The 13,387-nt window shown below is 72.3% G+C and carries 11 protein-coding genes and 1 riboswitch; of the genes, 5 read left to right on the top strand and 6 right to left on the bottom strand.

All coding sequences use genetic code 11. From position 1 onward, the window contains the following. The first annotated feature begins 77 nt into the window (after positions 1-77). From GQS52_RS08515 to GQS52_RS08505, 3 genes are all read left to right on the top strand, one after another. The gene (locus tag GQS52_RS08515; RefSeq protein WP_182316303.1) at positions 78-1,064 is read left to right on the top strand and encodes a hypothetical protein; all 987 of its coding nucleotides are present in this window, start codon (positions 78-80) and stop codon (positions 1,062-1,064) included. Positions 1,065-1,140: 76 nt separating this feature from the next. Further along, the gene (gene def / locus GQS52_RS08510; protein WP_182312817.1) at positions 1,141-1,773 is read left to right on the top strand and encodes a peptide deformylase; all 633 of its coding nucleotides are present in this window, start codon (positions 1,141-1,143) and stop codon (positions 1,771-1,773) included. Between the two features lie 204 nt (positions 1,774-1,977). Beyond that, on the top strand, positions 1,978-2,715 hold the full coding sequence (locus GQS52_RS08505) for a D-Ala-D-Ala carboxypeptidase family metallohydrolase (RefSeq protein ID WP_259370658.1): 738 nt from the start codon (positions 1,978-1,980) through the stop codon (positions 2,713-2,715). A 58-nt stretch (positions 2,716-2,773) separates the two neighbouring features. Here GQS52_RS08505 and GQS52_RS08500 read toward each other — a convergent pair whose 3' ends face one another. From GQS52_RS08500 to GQS52_RS08475, 6 genes are all read right to left on the bottom strand, one after another. Then, positions 2,774-3,748, bottom strand: a complete 975-nt coding sequence (locus tag GQS52_RS08500; RefSeq protein ID WP_259371071.1) for a ribonucleotide-diphosphate reductase subunit beta — start codon at positions 3,746-3,748, stop codon at positions 2,774-2,776. 119 nt (positions 3,749-3,867) lie between these two features. Next, the gene (locus GQS52_RS08495; protein WP_259371070.1) at positions 3,868-6,228 is read right to left on the bottom strand and encodes a ribonucleoside-diphosphate reductase subunit alpha; all 2,361 of its coding nucleotides are present in this window, start codon (positions 6,226-6,228) and stop codon (positions 3,868-3,870) included. A gap of 271 nt (positions 6,229-6,499) precedes the next feature. After that, positions 6,500-6,630, bottom strand: a riboswitch (cobalamin riboswitch). A 140-nt stretch (positions 6,631-6,770) separates the two neighbouring features. Next, complete coding sequence (locus GQS52_RS08490; RefSeq protein ID WP_182312816.1) at positions 6,771-7,052, bottom strand: hypothetical protein; 282 nt, start codon at positions 7,050-7,052, stop codon at positions 6,771-6,773. 194 nt (positions 7,053-7,246) lie between these two features. Then, positions 7,247-7,483 carry a YbdD/YjiX family protein gene (locus GQS52_RS08485; protein WP_182312815.1) on the bottom strand — a complete coding sequence of 79 codons (237 nt, stop codon included), beginning with the start codon at positions 7,481-7,483 and terminating at the stop codon, positions 7,247-7,249. 10 nt (positions 7,484-7,493) lie between these two features. Beyond that, positions 7,494-9,638 (bottom strand): carbon starvation CstA family protein, encoded by a 2,145-nt coding sequence (locus GQS52_RS08480; protein WP_182312814.1) that lies wholly within the window; start codon positions 9,636-9,638, stop codon positions 7,494-7,496. A gap of 258 nt (positions 9,639-9,896) precedes the next feature. Then, complete coding sequence (locus tag GQS52_RS08475; protein ID WP_259371069.1) at positions 9,897-10,643, bottom strand: GntR family transcriptional regulator; 747 nt, start codon at positions 10,641-10,643, stop codon at positions 9,897-9,899. A 256-nt stretch (positions 10,644-10,899) separates the two neighbouring features. On the opposite strand from GQS52_RS08475, the gene GQS52_RS08470 reads away from it, so the two are divergent. Then, complete coding sequence (locus tag GQS52_RS08470; protein WP_182312813.1) at positions 10,900-12,174, top strand: extracellular solute-binding protein; 1,275 nt, start codon at positions 10,900-10,902, stop codon at positions 12,172-12,174. 176 nt (positions 12,175-12,350) lie between these two features. Further along, complete coding sequence (locus GQS52_RS08465) at positions 12,351-13,367, top strand: sugar ABC transporter permease (RefSeq protein ID WP_182312812.1); 1,017 nt, start codon at positions 12,351-12,353, stop codon at positions 13,365-13,367. Positions 13,368-13,387: the final 20 nt, after the last annotated feature.

Here is a 13,387-nt window from a genome sequence, read left to right as displayed (position 1 = left end):
CACACTGCGTCACGCCGCGGAGTCCCGGCGGCACCACGAGAAGGAAACGTCCAGGCAGAGCGAGCAGGCGGGTCATGGTGAGGATCTTCGGCAGAGCACGGCACCGGCCCTCCGCCACGTGGCGGAGGGCCACCGACCGCGCCTTCACGCTGATCGGCGACGGGCGCTACGAGGACGCGGGCGCGCTGCTGACCCGCGCCGCGGACCTCGAGCCGTGGCTGTCCGAGTCCTGGTACAACCTCGCGCTGCTGCACAAGTTCCGGCACGACTGGGAGCAGGCGCGTGCCGCGGGCCTGCGGGCCGTCGCCCTGCTGGACCGCGACGCCGGAGCCCCCGACTGGTGGAACCTGGGGATCGCCGCCACCGCCCTGCAGGACTGGCCGCTGGCCCGGCGGGCCTGGCAGGCGTACGGGCTGAGGGTGCCGGGTCCGGCGACCCCGCACGCGCCGGACGGCCCCGTGGACCTGGCGCTGGGCAGCGCCGCGGTGCGGCTGTCGCCCGAGGGGGAGGCCGAGGTGGTGTGGGGCCGCCGGCTCGACCCGGCCCGGGTGGAGGTGCTGAGCATCCCGCTGCCCTCCTCGGGGCGCCGCTGGGGCGAGGTGGTCCTGCACGACGGCGTGCCCCACGGCGAGCGCACGACCGCCGACGGCTCGGTGTACCCGGTCTTCGACGAGATCGAGCTGTGGGCGCCGTCGCCCGTGCCGACCTTCCTGGTCCTGCTGGAGGCGGCCACCGAGGCCGACCGCGACGCCCTGGAGCAGCTGGCCGCGGACGCCGGCTACGCGGCGGAGGACTGGTCCTCCTCGGTGCGGCTGCTGTGCCGCACCTGCTCGGAGAGCCGGATGGCCACCGACGACGGCACCACCGAGCACCACGACCCCCACGACCACGGCGAGCCGGGCCACCCCGGGCACCTCAGCCACCGCAGCTCCGGCGCCCACTGGGTGCCCGAGCGCGAGTGCGGAATCGCCGCCCCGGCGGGGCTGGTGCACGGGCTGCTGGACGGCTGGGTGGCCGACAGCCCCGACACCCGCGACTGGGGGGACCTGGAGGAGGTCTGCTGAGGCCCGCGAGGGGGCCGGCCGCAGCATCTACCCTGGGAGGGTTGCATCCAGGCCCGAGGAAGGCACCACGCACACCATGTCCCAGCAGGAGACAGAGCAGGACCGGCGTTCGCCGGAGTTCACGGACGACACGACGGACGCCGAGGCGCGCGAGCTGGCCCACCGCGAGCGCGGCACCGTCCGCCCGATCACCGTGGTGGGCAACCCGGTGCTGCACACGCCGTGCCGCGAGGTCACCGAGTTCGGCGATGACCTCGCCCGGCTCGTGGACGACATGTTCGCCAGCCAGCGGGCGGCCGAGGGCGTTGGCCTGGCCGCCAACCAGATCGGCGTCGACCTGAGGGTCTTCGTGTACGACTGCCCCGACGACGCGGGCGTGCGGCACGTGGGGCACGTGGTCAACCCGGTGCTGGACGAGCTCCCGGCCGGGCGGCGGATGCTGGACGACTCGCCCGAGGGCTGCCTGTCGGTGCCCGGCGCCTACATGGAGCTGGCCCGCCCCGACTACGCCGTGGTGCGGGGCAAGGACCTGCACGGCAACGACGTCGCGGTGGAGGGCACCGGCTTCTTCGCCCGCTGCCTCCAGCACGAGACCGACCACCTCAACGGCCGGCTCTACATCGACAGGCTGTCCAAGCGCGAGCGCAAGGACGTGCTGGCGCAGATGGCCGAGAGCACCCCGAAGTACGAGACCGTCCCCAACGACTGACCGGCCCCGGGCCGTCCGGGGCTGCACCCGGCCGCCCCGGCCGCCCCGGCCGCCCTGATCGCCCCGGTCGCCCCGGTCGCCCCGGTACGTTCACCTGCCGTGCCCCGACGCTTCGACCGCGTCGGGGCGACTGGTGGTTGACGCGCGTCACACGGGCCGCCACCCTCTGGGGAGACCGTTTTCCGCACCGCGTGGAGGGCCCCCGTGCTCAGACGTACCACCAGGCTCCTGCTCACCCTTGTCATGACCTTGACAGCAGCGCTCGGCGGGGTGGTGGCCACCGCCGGAACCGCCCAGGCCGACGGCTGCTACACCTGGAGCCGCAACCTCTCCGAGGGCATGTCCGGCTCCGACGTGTCCCAGCTGCAGATCCGCGTGGCCGGCTGGGCCGGCTACGGCGGCGTCCTGGCGATCGACGGCAGCTACGGCCCGGCCACGTCCGCCGCCGTCAAGCGCTTCCAGTCCGCCTACGGCCTCACCGCCGACGGCATGGCCGGCCCGCAGACCTTCAGCAAGATCTACGAGCTGCAGGACGACGACTGCACGCCGATCCACTTCAGCTACGCCGAGCTGAACAAGTGCAACAGCGACTGGTCCGGCGGCGCGGTCTCCGCGGCCACCGCCAAGTCCAACGCCCTGCGCACCATGTGGAAGCTGGAGGCGCTGCGGCACGCCCTGGGCGACCAGTCCATCCGGGTCACCAGCGGCTTCCGCTCCTACGCCTGCAACAGCGCGGTCGGCGGCTCCTCCAGCAGCCGCCACCTCTACGGCGACGCCGCCGACCTCGGCGCCGGCTCGCACACCCTGTGCACCATGGCCAAGCAGGCCCGCTACCACGGCTTCAACGGGATCCTCGGCCCGGGCTACCCCGACCACGACGACCACACCCACGTCGACCACCGCAGCAGCCGCTACTGGTCCGCCCCGACCTGCGGCGTCTGACGACGCGTCCGCCCCGCGCGGCCGCCCCGCACCCGGCGGGGCGGCCGCGCCCGGAGCGTCAGAAGTCGTCGTCGAAGGAGACCGAGCCCTCCACGGCGACCTGGTAGGCCGAGACCCGCCGCTCGAAGAAGTTGGTCAGCTCCTGCACGCCCTGCAACTCCATGAAGGCGAACGGGTTCTGCGCACCGAAGCGCTCCGGCAGCCCCAGCCGCCGCAGCCGCTGGTCGGCGACGCAGCGCAGGTAATCGCGCATCGAGTCGGTGTTCATCCCCGGCAGGCCGTCGCCGCACAGGTCGCGGGCGAACTGCAGCTCGGCCTCTACCGCCTCCTCCAGCATCGCGGTGACCTGACGGCCCATCTCCTCGTCGAACAGGTCGGGCTCCTCCTCGCGCACGGTGTCCACCACCGAGAACGCGAAGTCCATGTGCATGCTCTCGTCCCGGAACACCCAGTTGGTGCCGGTGGCCAGGCCGTGCAGCAGGCCGCGGGAGCGGAACCAGTACACGTAGGCGAAGGCCCCGTAGAAGAACAGCCCCTCGATGCAGGCCGCGAAGCAGATCAGGTTCAGCAGGAAGCGGCGGCGGTCCTCCCGGCTCTCCAGCCGGTCCAGTCTTTCGACCCCCTCCTCTCCTTCGAGTACAGCCATCCAGCGGAAGCAGAACTGCGCCTTCTCCCGGATGGACGGGATGTTCTCCACCGCGGCGAACGCCGCCGCCCGCTCGTCCGGGTCGGGCAGGTAGGTGTCCAGCAGGGTCAGGTAGAACTGGACGTGCACGGCCTCCTCGAACAGTTGCCGCGACAGGTACAGGCGCGCCTCGGGGGAGTTGATGTGCTTGTACAGGGTCAGCACCAGGTTGTTCGCCACGATCGAGTCGCCGGTGGCGAAGAAGGCGACCAGGCGGCCCAGCAGGTGCTGGTCGCCGGGCGAGAGCCTGGCCAGGTCGGCGACGTCGGAGTGCAGGTCCACCTCCTCCACGGTCCAGGTGTTGCGGATCGCGTCCCGGTAGCGGTCGTAGAAGGCCGGGTAGCGCATGGGGCGCAGGGTGAGCTCGAACCCCGGGTCCAGCAGGTTCTTCCTCCGTACGGCGGTCCCGGCGGTGTTCCCGGGGGCGGCCCCGGCGGTGTTCCCGGCGGTGTTCTCGGCGGACGCGGTCACTGGCAGGCCTCGCAGGACTCGGGGTTCTCCAGGGAGCAGGCGACGGCCTCGGCCGCCTCCGGCTGCTCCGCCGGAACGAAGGGGGGAACGGGGACGGGGACGGGGCCGGCGGCACCCGTCGCGGGGGAGCCGGCCGCGGAGGAGCCGGCCGCGGCGGCGATCCGGGTCGCCGGCCGCGAGCGCAGGTAGTAGGTGGTCTTCAGGCCCTTGCGCCAGGCGTACGCGTACATCGAGCTGAGCCTGCCGATGGTCGGCGAGGCCATGAACAGGTTCAGCGACTGGCTCTGGTCGAGGAACGGGGTGCGGGCGGCCGCCATGTCGATCAGCGCGCGCTGCGGCAGCTCCCACGCCGTCCGGTACAGGTGCCGCACCTCCTCGGGCAGCCCGGCGACCGCCTGCGCGGACCCGTTCGCCTCGCGCAGCGCGTCGCGGGTGGCGGCCGTCCACAGCCCGCGCTCCTTCAGGTCCCGCACCAGGTAGGCGTTGACCTGGAGGAACTCGCCGGAGAGGGTCTCGCGCTTGAACAGGTTGGACACCTGTGGCTCGACGCACTCGTACACCCCGGCGATCGAGGCGATGGTGGCGGTCGGGGCGATCGCCAGCAGCAGCGAGTTGCGCATGCCGACCGCCGCGATCCGCTCGCGCAGCGCGGCCCAGCGCTCCGGCCAGTGCGTCCCGGCCCCGTAGTGGTCGGGGTGCAGCACGCCGCGGGCGGTGCGGGTGGACTCCCACGCGGGCAGCGGCCCGTGGCGCTCCGCCAGGTCGGCGGAGGTCGCGTAGGCGGCCAGCATGATCCGCTCGGCGATCCGGGTGGAGACCCGCACCGCCTCCGGCGAGTCGAAGGGCAGGCGCATCCGGAACAGCACGTCCTGCAGGCCCATCACGCCCAGGCCCACCGGCCGCCAGCGGCTGTTGGAGGCCGCGGCCTGCCCGGTCGGGTAGAAGTTGACGTCCACCACACGGTCCAGGAAGACGACCGCCGTGCGCACCGTGGCGTCCAGCCGCTCCCAGTCCATCTGTCCGTCCTCGCCCAGGTGGGCGGCCAGGTTGACCGAGCCGAGGTTGCACACGGCGGTCTCGCCGTCGTCGGTGACCTCCAGGATCTCGGTGCACAGGTTGGAGGAGTGGACGACGTTCCCCGGCTCGGCGGTCTGGTTGGCGGTGCGGTTGGCCGCGTCCTTGAACGTCATCCAGCCGTTGCCGGTCTGCGCCAGGGTGCGCATCATCCGCGCGTACAGCTGCCGGGCCGGCACCTGCCGGACGAACCGGCCGTCCGCCTCGGCCGCGCGGTAGGCGGCGTCGAACTCCTCGCCCCACAGGTCCACCAGCTCGGGCACCTCGGAGGGGGAGAACAGCGACCATGTGCCGTCCGCCTCGACGCGCCGCATGAACTCGTCCGGGATCCAGTGCGCCAGGTTGAGGTTGTGGGTGCGGCGGGCCTCCTCGCCGGTGCTGTCCCGCAGCTCCAGGAACTCCTCGACGTCGGCGTGCCAGGTCTCCAGGTAGACGCAGGCCGCGCCCTTGCGGCGGCCGCCCTGGTTGACCGCGGCCACCGAGGCGTCCAGGGTCCGCAGGAACGGCACGATGCCGTTGGAGTGGCCGTTGGTGCCGCGGATCAGCGAACCGCGGGAGCGCACCCGGCTCCAGGACAGGCCGATGCCGCCGGCGTGCTTGGACAGCCGGGCGACCTGCGCGTACCGCTCGTAGATCGAGTCCAGCTCGTCCTTCGGCGAGTCCAGCAGGTAGCAGGAGGACATCTGCGGGTGCCGGGTGCCGGAGTTGAACAGGGTGGGGGAGCTGGGCAGGTAGTCCAGCCGGCTCATCAGCCCGTACAGCGACGCCACCTCGTCGACCGCCCGGGCCGAGCCGTCCTCGGCCAGGCCGCAGGCGACCCGCAGCAGGAAGTGCTGCGGGGTCTCGACCACCTTGCGGGTGACCGGGTGCCGCAGCAGGTAGCGGCCCTGGAGGGTGCGCAGCCCGAAGTAGCCGAAGCGGTCGTCGGCCCCGTCGGCCAGGGCCTGTTCGACGAGGGTGTCCAGGCGGGCGGCGTGGGCGCGCACCAGCGCGGCGGTCGCGTCGGCCACCAGGCCCTCGCGGTGCCCGACCGCGACCGAGGCGGAGAACGAGACGGCGCCCTGCCCGGCCGCCTCCTCGGCGATCGCGCCGGTCAGCAGGCGGGCGGCGAGCCGCGAGTACTGGGGGTCCTCGACGATCAGGCCCGCGGCCGCCTCGACGGCGAGGTCCCGCAGGTCGGAGGCGGTCGCCCCGGCGTGCCGGCCGCGCAGCGCGGCGGCGGCGACCCGGCCCGGGTCGGTGTCGGGCAGGTCGGCGGCCAGACCGGTCAGCGTGCGCAGCAGCGCGGCGCCGGTCTCCTCCCGGCGGCTGCCGGGCCCCTCGCCGGCGGCCGTCTCCCCGGCGGGGGACGCGGACGGCGGGCCGCCGGTGGCGGCCCCGTCGGACGGGGCGGATTCGGCCGGTGCGATCGTCACGTGCTCTTCTCCCTCGATGGCAGGGCCTCGGGGAGGGCAGGGCGCGCCGCCGGCACGGGCCCGTGTCGTGGGCACGCCGCGGCGCGCGTCCGCCGGCCCAATCCACGAGGCCCGGACGTCGGGCACCCGGGCGCGGACGCATGCCGGGTGCACCGCCGGCAGGTCCTCGGACTCACGGGCGCACGCGGCGCCCGCTCACCGTTGCGGGGCAGTTCCGGACTCGCACCGGATTCCCCTGCTCGACAGCGGACCGAGCATACATCTTGTGGTGCTCGGCTCGCGCACCCCCATATGTTGTGCCGGGACCGGCCGGTCCTCCGGGCCTGCGGCTGCGGGAGCCCGCGGGCCACGGCCGCCCTGGGCCGGGCCCCGTGGCGCGGGCGGCCGCGGCGCGGCGGGCGGCGGGCGGCTCAGCTCCGCTCCAGCCCCTCGATCAGTTCCTGCTGCGCCTGCCACTCGGCGGCCCGCGACGGGTGCGCCAGGACGATCTCCTGGGCCCGGCCCAGCCCGCCGGGGCCGGCGCCGATCAGCTCGCGGGTGACGAGGATCGCGTCCATGGTGTTGAGCCCCCGCCCGTACAGGTCCTCCTGGATCCGCACCACGGCGGCGGCGTCCACGGCCTGCGGCCGGTACTCGGCCACGAGGGCGGACAGGCGGGCGGCCCGCTCCGGATCAAGACGGCTGGGCAGCATGCGAAGTCCCCTTGTCCCACGGTGTTTTCCGGGATCCTCGCACACCCCGCCCCACTGCGCCGACCAGCGGGTTCCCGCCGCGGGCCGCCCCGGCCGGACGCCGACGCCCCCCGGCCCCGCGCGGGTGCGCGGGGCCGGGGGGCGTCGGCGGTGCCGTGCGGGGCCGTGCCGTGCGGCGGCGGTCCGCGGCGGCCTCAGCAGCAGCGGAAGCCCTTGCGGGGGTCCGCCTCCTGCTCGTCGGTGCGGCAGCGCTCGAACTCCCGGCGGGACTTCACCGGCGCGTCCGGCGAGTGCCGGCGCACGTGGGCGACGTAGCGCTCGTAGTCGGCCTCCCCGGAGACCTCGCGCAGGTACCACCACAGGGTGCGGCCCGCCCTGCGCAGGGCCCGCAGGGGGCTCCGTGCCGCGTTCGCCGGCGCCGTCGTCGTCATCGTCTCCTCCTCAGCTCCCCGCGCCCGGGGCCGCGCCGGCCGCGGCCAGCTCGGTCTTCTCCTCGCGGGTGGTGATCAGGCCGGCCGGGGCGACCAGCTCGGACTTCACGTAGGGGACCTCGGCCAGGGCGGTGGCGGCCGGGCGGCGGACCGCCCTGACGCACACCCGGATTGCGTCGGCCAGGACGATGAGCACCAGGATGACGAAGACCGCCTGGATCACACCGTCGACGGTGGAGTTGGTGACCACCGTGTGCATGTCCTCCATGGTCTTGGCCGGGGGCCGGACCTCTCCGCGCTCGATGGCGTCCTGGTAGACCCCGCGCTGGGCGAAGAAGCCGACCTTGGGGTCGGAGGAGAAGATCTTCTGCCAGCTGGCGGTCAGGGTGACGATCAGGTCCCAGGCCAGCGGGACGCCGGTGACCCAGGCCCACTTCAGGCGGCCGGACTTGATCAGCAGCGTGGTGCACACGGTCAGGGCGATCGCGGCCAGCAGCTGGTTGGCGATGCCGAACAGCGGGAAGAGCTGGTTGATGCCGCCCAGCGGGTCGTGCACGCCGACCCACAGGAAGTAGCCCCAGCCGCCGACCACGACCGCGCTGGCGAACCACACGCCGGGCTTCCAGCTGACGTCCTTGAACGGCTTGACGACGTTGCCCAGCATGTCCTGCAGCATGAAGCGCCCGACGCGGGTGCCGGCGTCCACCGTGGTGAGGATGAACAGGGCCTCGAACATGATCGCGAAGTGGTACCAGAAGGCCTTCATGCCGGCGCCGCCGATCACCGAGGAGAAGATCTCCGCGATGCCGACCGCCAGGGTCGGCGCGCCGCCGGTGCGCGAGACCAGGCTCTCCTCCTCGACGGCCTTCGCGGCGGCCGCCAGGTCGTCGGGGGAGATGGTGTAGCCGAGGTTGGCCACGGCCTGGGAGGCCGACTGCACGGTCTCGCCCATGACGCCGGCCGGGGCGTTCATCGCGAAGTACAGGCCGGGGTCGATGATGGAGGCCGCGACCAGGGCCATGATGGCGACGAACGACTCCATCAGCATGGCGCCGTAGCCGATCATCCGGACCTGGGTCTCCTTCTGGATCATCTTCGGGGTGGTGCCCGAGGAGACCAGGGCGTGGAAGCCGGAGAGCGCGCCGCAGGCAATGGTGATGAAGACGAACGGGAACAGCGATCCGGCGAAGACCGGGCCGGTGCCGCTGGTGGCGAACTCGGTGATCGCGTCGGCCTTCAGCGTCGGCAGGGTGAGGAAGACGCCCAGCGCCATCAGCGCGATGGTGCCGATCTTCATGAAGGTCGACAGGTAGTCGCGCGGGGCCAGGAGCATCCACACCGGCAGGATCGAGGCGAGGAAGCCGTAGACGACCAGCCAGATCACCAGGGTGCCGGGGGAGAGGGTGAAGGTGCCGGCCCAGGAGGACTCGGCGACCCAGCTGCCGGAGACGATCGCCAGCAGCAGCAGCGCGACGCCGATCACCGAGACCTCGATGACCCGGCCCGGGCGCAGGACGCGCAGGTAGAAGCCCATCAGCAGGGCGATCGGGATGGTCATCGCGATGGAGAAGGTGCCCCACGGCGAGGACGCCAGGGCGTTGACCACGACCAGGGCCAGCACCGCCAGCAGGATGATCATGATCAGGAGGACCGCGACCAGGGCGGCGACGCCGCCGACCGGGCCGATCTCCTCGCGCGCCATCTGTCCCAGGGACTTGCCGTCCCGGCGCATCGAGAAGAACAGGGTGACCATGTCCTGGACGGCCCCGGCGAAGATCACGCCGACGATGATCCAGATGGTCCCCGGCAGGTAGCCCATCTGGGCCGCGAGGACCGGGCCGACCAGCGGGCCCGCGCCGGCGATCGCGGCGAAGTGGTGGCCGAGCAGCACACGGCGGTCGGTCGGGTGGTAGTCGACGCCGTTGTTGAGCCGCTCGGCCGGGGTGGCCCGGTCCTTGTCGACCTTGAGGACCCGGTCGGCGATGAACCGGGAGTAGAAGCGGTAGGCGATGGCGTACGAGCCGAGGGCGGCCGCCACCATCCAGGCAGCCGACACCTCCTCGCCACGCGACACCGCGAGGATGGTCCAGCCGGCCGCCCCCACCAGCGCGACCAGCGCCCATATGACGATGCTCTTCGGATTCGCCCTGCGCACCGGGCTTCCTCCTGTCGTGCGACCGGTACCACCGGTGCTTTGTCGGACCTTTCTTCACAGGTCCCTGGCGTGCTGGAATCTAGAGCAGTTCACCTCCTCCGGCACCACCCGGGAGATATCGGTTAGGACTCGTTTACCCGTGGAGCAACGGTGCGGAATCAGTCGGATCCCTGCTGTTGCGGCACGGAAACTGTCGGGGCGCCGCCGTGACGGTGCGGAACGGGCCGACCCGCAGCGGTCACGCGGCGCTCACCGTGCTCACGGGGCGGGGCGCCGGAGCCGGGCGACGAACTTGTAGCGGTCGCCGCGGTAGACCGAGCGCACCCACTCCACCGGCTGCCCGGAGGCGTCGAACGAGTGCCGGGAGAGCATCAGCATCGGCAGCCCCACGTCGGTGCCCAGCAGCCCGGCCTCGCGGGGGGTGGCCAGCGACGTCTCGATCGTCTCCTCCGCCTCGGCCGGCCGCACGCCGTGGGCCTCGGCGAGGGCCGCGTACAGGGAGGCGTACCGGTCCAGGCTGCCGCGCAGCCCGGGGAACCGCTCGGCGGACAGGTGGGTGGCCTCGATGGCCATGGGCTCGCCGTCGGCCAGCCGCAGGCGCTCGATGCGCAGCACCTGCCCGCCGGCGCGTATGCCGAGCAGGCCCGCCAGCCGCTCGTCGGCGGTGACGTACCCGGTGTCCAGCAGCCGGGAGGCGGGCTCCAGCCCCTGCGCCCTCATGTCCTCGGTGTAGGAGGTGAGCTGGAGGGTCTGGGCGACCTTGGGCTTGGCGACGAAGGTGCCCTTGCCCTGGATGCGCTCCAGGCGGCCCTCGACGACCAGCTCCTGCAGGGCCTGGCGCACGGTGGTGCGGGAGGTGTCGAACTCGACGGCCAGGGTGCGCTCCGGCGGCACCGGGCTGCCGGGGGGCAGCTGCTCGGTCATCTCCTGCAGGTGGCGTTTGAGCCGGTAGTACTTCGGCACCCGGGCGGTGGTGCCGCCGGCCCCCTCCTCCCCGTCGTGCACAGTCGTCGTTCCCGCTTCCGCTGTCGTCACCGGTTCCTCCCCGTCGTGGGTCCCATCGTGGCACGGCCCGTGCACCGCTTGCCGGGGCCGGGGCGGTGCCGCCCCGTCGTGCACGGGGCTTCCCGTGTCCCCTCCCGCCCCTTGACACTCTCAAAGGTCTGGTCCAAGCTCGCGGCAACTGGTCTAAACCATTAAAGACCACTCCCCGTCTCGTGGGCAGTGGGGGGAAGTGTCGGCATCCCATGAGGAGGGTGTTGTGAAGCGAGGACTCATGGCCGCGGTCTGCGTGGCGGCGATGACGGCCGGTATCGCCGGCTGCGGGGCGGACGGCGGGGGCGAGGAGGCCGCCGCCCGGGAGATCACGGTCTGGCTGACCGTGGACGCGCAGAAGAACTGGCCGGAGCTGGTGAAGCAGGCCGACCAGGCGTTCGCGGCCCGGCACAAGGGCGTCAAGGTCAAGCACGAGTACTTCGAGTGGACGGCCAAGAACCAGAAGCTGGACGCCGTCCTGGCCACCGACAAGGTGCCCGACGTGGTGGAGATGGGCAACTCCGAGACCCTGGGCTACCTCGCCAAGGGCGCCTTCGCCGAGATCGACCCGTCGCGCTTCGAGAACTCCGAGCAGTGGCTCGACGCCCTGCGGGAGTCCGTCACCTGGAACGGCAAGCTCTACGGCGTCCCCTACTACGCCGGGGCCCGCACCGCGACCTGGCGGACGGACATCGCCGAGGAGGTCGGCGTCGACGAGCCCCCCGCCGACTGGAAGGAGCTCACCGCCGCCCTCGACAAGATCCAGAAGAAGAAGGGCGACAAGTTCTCCGCCTGGTACCAGCCCACCCGCGACTGGTACACGGGCATGGCCTTCGTCAAGGACGCGGGCGGCGACATCGCCGAACTGGAGGGCGGCAAGTGGACCGCCACCCTCTCCACCCCCGAGTCGGTGAAGGGCCTGAAGAACTGGAAGGCCGTCATCGACGCGTACATGCACGGCGACAAGAACAAGGACGACGCCGACCGGTACATCGTCTACGGCCAGGGCAGGTCGGCCATGATCTACGCGAACAGCTGGGAGGGCGCCACCGCCGCCGACCCGAAGTTCGACAAGACCGGCGGCAAGCTCGCCGAGAACCTGGAGTCCTTCGCACTGCCCGGCACGAAGGGCGGCCTCATGCCGAACTTCATCGGCGGGTCCGACCTCGTCATACCCGCCAAGTCGGACGCGAAGGAGATGGCCGCCGACTGGATCAAGGGCTTCACCGACACCAAGGCGCAGCGGGGCCTGATCGAGAAGGGCAACCTGCCCAACGCCAAGTCGCTGCTCGCCCCGCTCGCCGACGACCCCGAGACCGCCGCCGCGGCCAGGGCCAACGAGAACACCTGGTTCGTCCCCATGGCCCCGGGCTGGCTCCAGGTGGAGAAGAAGCAGGTCCTGCAGAACATGCTCAACGACATCGCGGTCGGCAAGAAGTCCGTCGAGGCCGCGGCGAAGGACGCGGACGCGCAGATCAACGCGGTGATCAACGGAGGCTGACCCTCCCCGCCCCCGCCCCCGGGCCCGGGCGCGCCCCCGCGGCGCCCCGGGCCCCGCTTCCCCCGGGGCTGGTCCGTCCCGGGACGGCATCCCCGGGACGGACCATCCCCGGGACGGACCAGCCCCGCCCGGGGCAGCAGCCCGCAGGACAGCAGGACAGTTGAGGAGCACGCACGATGAGTGCCGCTGACACATCCATAGCCAGGGCGCCGGCCGGGCGGCCCTCGCCCGCCCCGGGGCCCGACCCCGGAAAGGCGCCGCCCGGCAAGCCCCACGGAGGCGGACGCGGACGCGGACCGCGCCGCGACCCCGCCTGGGCCCCCTGGCTGCTGCTGGCGCCCACCCTCCTGGTGCTGGCCCTGGTCCTGGGCTACCCGCTGGTGCGGCTGCTGGTGATCTCCTTCAGGCAGTACGGGCAGGCGGAGCTGTGGCAGGGCCTGCCCGGCGACTGGCAGGGCCTCGCCAACTACACGCACATCCTCACCGACGGCGCCTTCTGGTCCGTCGTCCTGCGGACCCTGCTGTTCACCCTGGCCGCCGTCACCCTCACCATGACGGTCGGCATGGCGGTCGCCCTGCTGCTGCAGCGGGTCTCCACGTGGGTGAAGGTCCTGGTCAACATCGTGCTGGTGGCGAGCTGGTCGATGCCGGTGGTCGTGGCGATCACCGTCTTCAAGTGGATGTTCGACAGCGACTACGGCGTGCTGAACTGGCTGTTCAGCCGCATCCCCGGCGTCGACCTGGAGGGCCACAACTGGTTCACCGACAGCACCCAGGGCCTCGCCGTGATCGTGCTGCTGGTCGTCTGGGGCGCCGTGCCCTTCGTCGCCATCACCCTGCACGCCGGCCTCACCCAGGTCCCCAAGGAGCTGGAGGAGGCGGCCCGCCTCGACGGCGCGGGCCCGGTCAAGGTCTTCCGGCACGTCACCGTGCCGGTCCTCAAGCCGGTCATCGTCATGCTGACCACGCTGTCGGTCATCTGGGACATGGGCGTCTTCCCGCAGGTCTTCCTCATGCGCGACGGCCACCCCGAGCCCGAGTACCAGGTGCTCACCACCTACTCGTACGACCAGGCGTTCGTGGTCAACGACTACGACGCCGGCGCCGCCATCGCCGTGGTCACCGTCCTGCTGCTGCTCGGGGTCATGGCCGTCTACATGCGTCAGATGCTCAAGATCGGAGAGGTCGAGTGAGCGTGCCCGGCACGACCGCC

The sequence above is a fragment of the Streptomyces sp. SCUT-3 genome, from assembly GCF_014083985.1.
Lineage (GTDB): Bacteria > Actinomycetota > Actinomycetes > Streptomycetales > Streptomycetaceae > Streptomyces_H > Streptomyces_H thermolineatus.
This window is presented reverse-complemented; position numbering and strand designations above follow the sequence as displayed.

Bases quoted from the DNA above. Each gene is read 5' to 3' on its own strand.
- def (WP_182312817.1), top strand. From the start codon at position 1,141: ATGTCCCAGCAGGAGACAGAGCAGGACCGGCGTTCGCCGGAGTTCACG.
- GQS52_RS08500 (WP_259371071.1), bottom strand. From the start codon at position 3,748: ATGCGCTACCCGGCCTTCTACGACCGCTACCGGGACGCGATCCGCAAC.
- GQS52_RS08490 (WP_182312816.1), bottom strand. From the start codon at position 7,052: ATGCTGCCCAGCCGTCTTGATCCGGAGCGGGCCGCCCGCCTGTCCGCC.
- GQS52_RS08485 (WP_182312815.1), bottom strand. From the start codon at position 7,483: ATGACGACGACGGCGCCGGCGAACGCGGCACGGAGCCCCCTGCGGGCC.
- GQS52_RS08465 (WP_182312812.1), top strand. From the start codon at position 12,351: ATGAGTGCCGCTGACACATCCATAGCCAGGGCGCCGGCCGGGCGGCCC.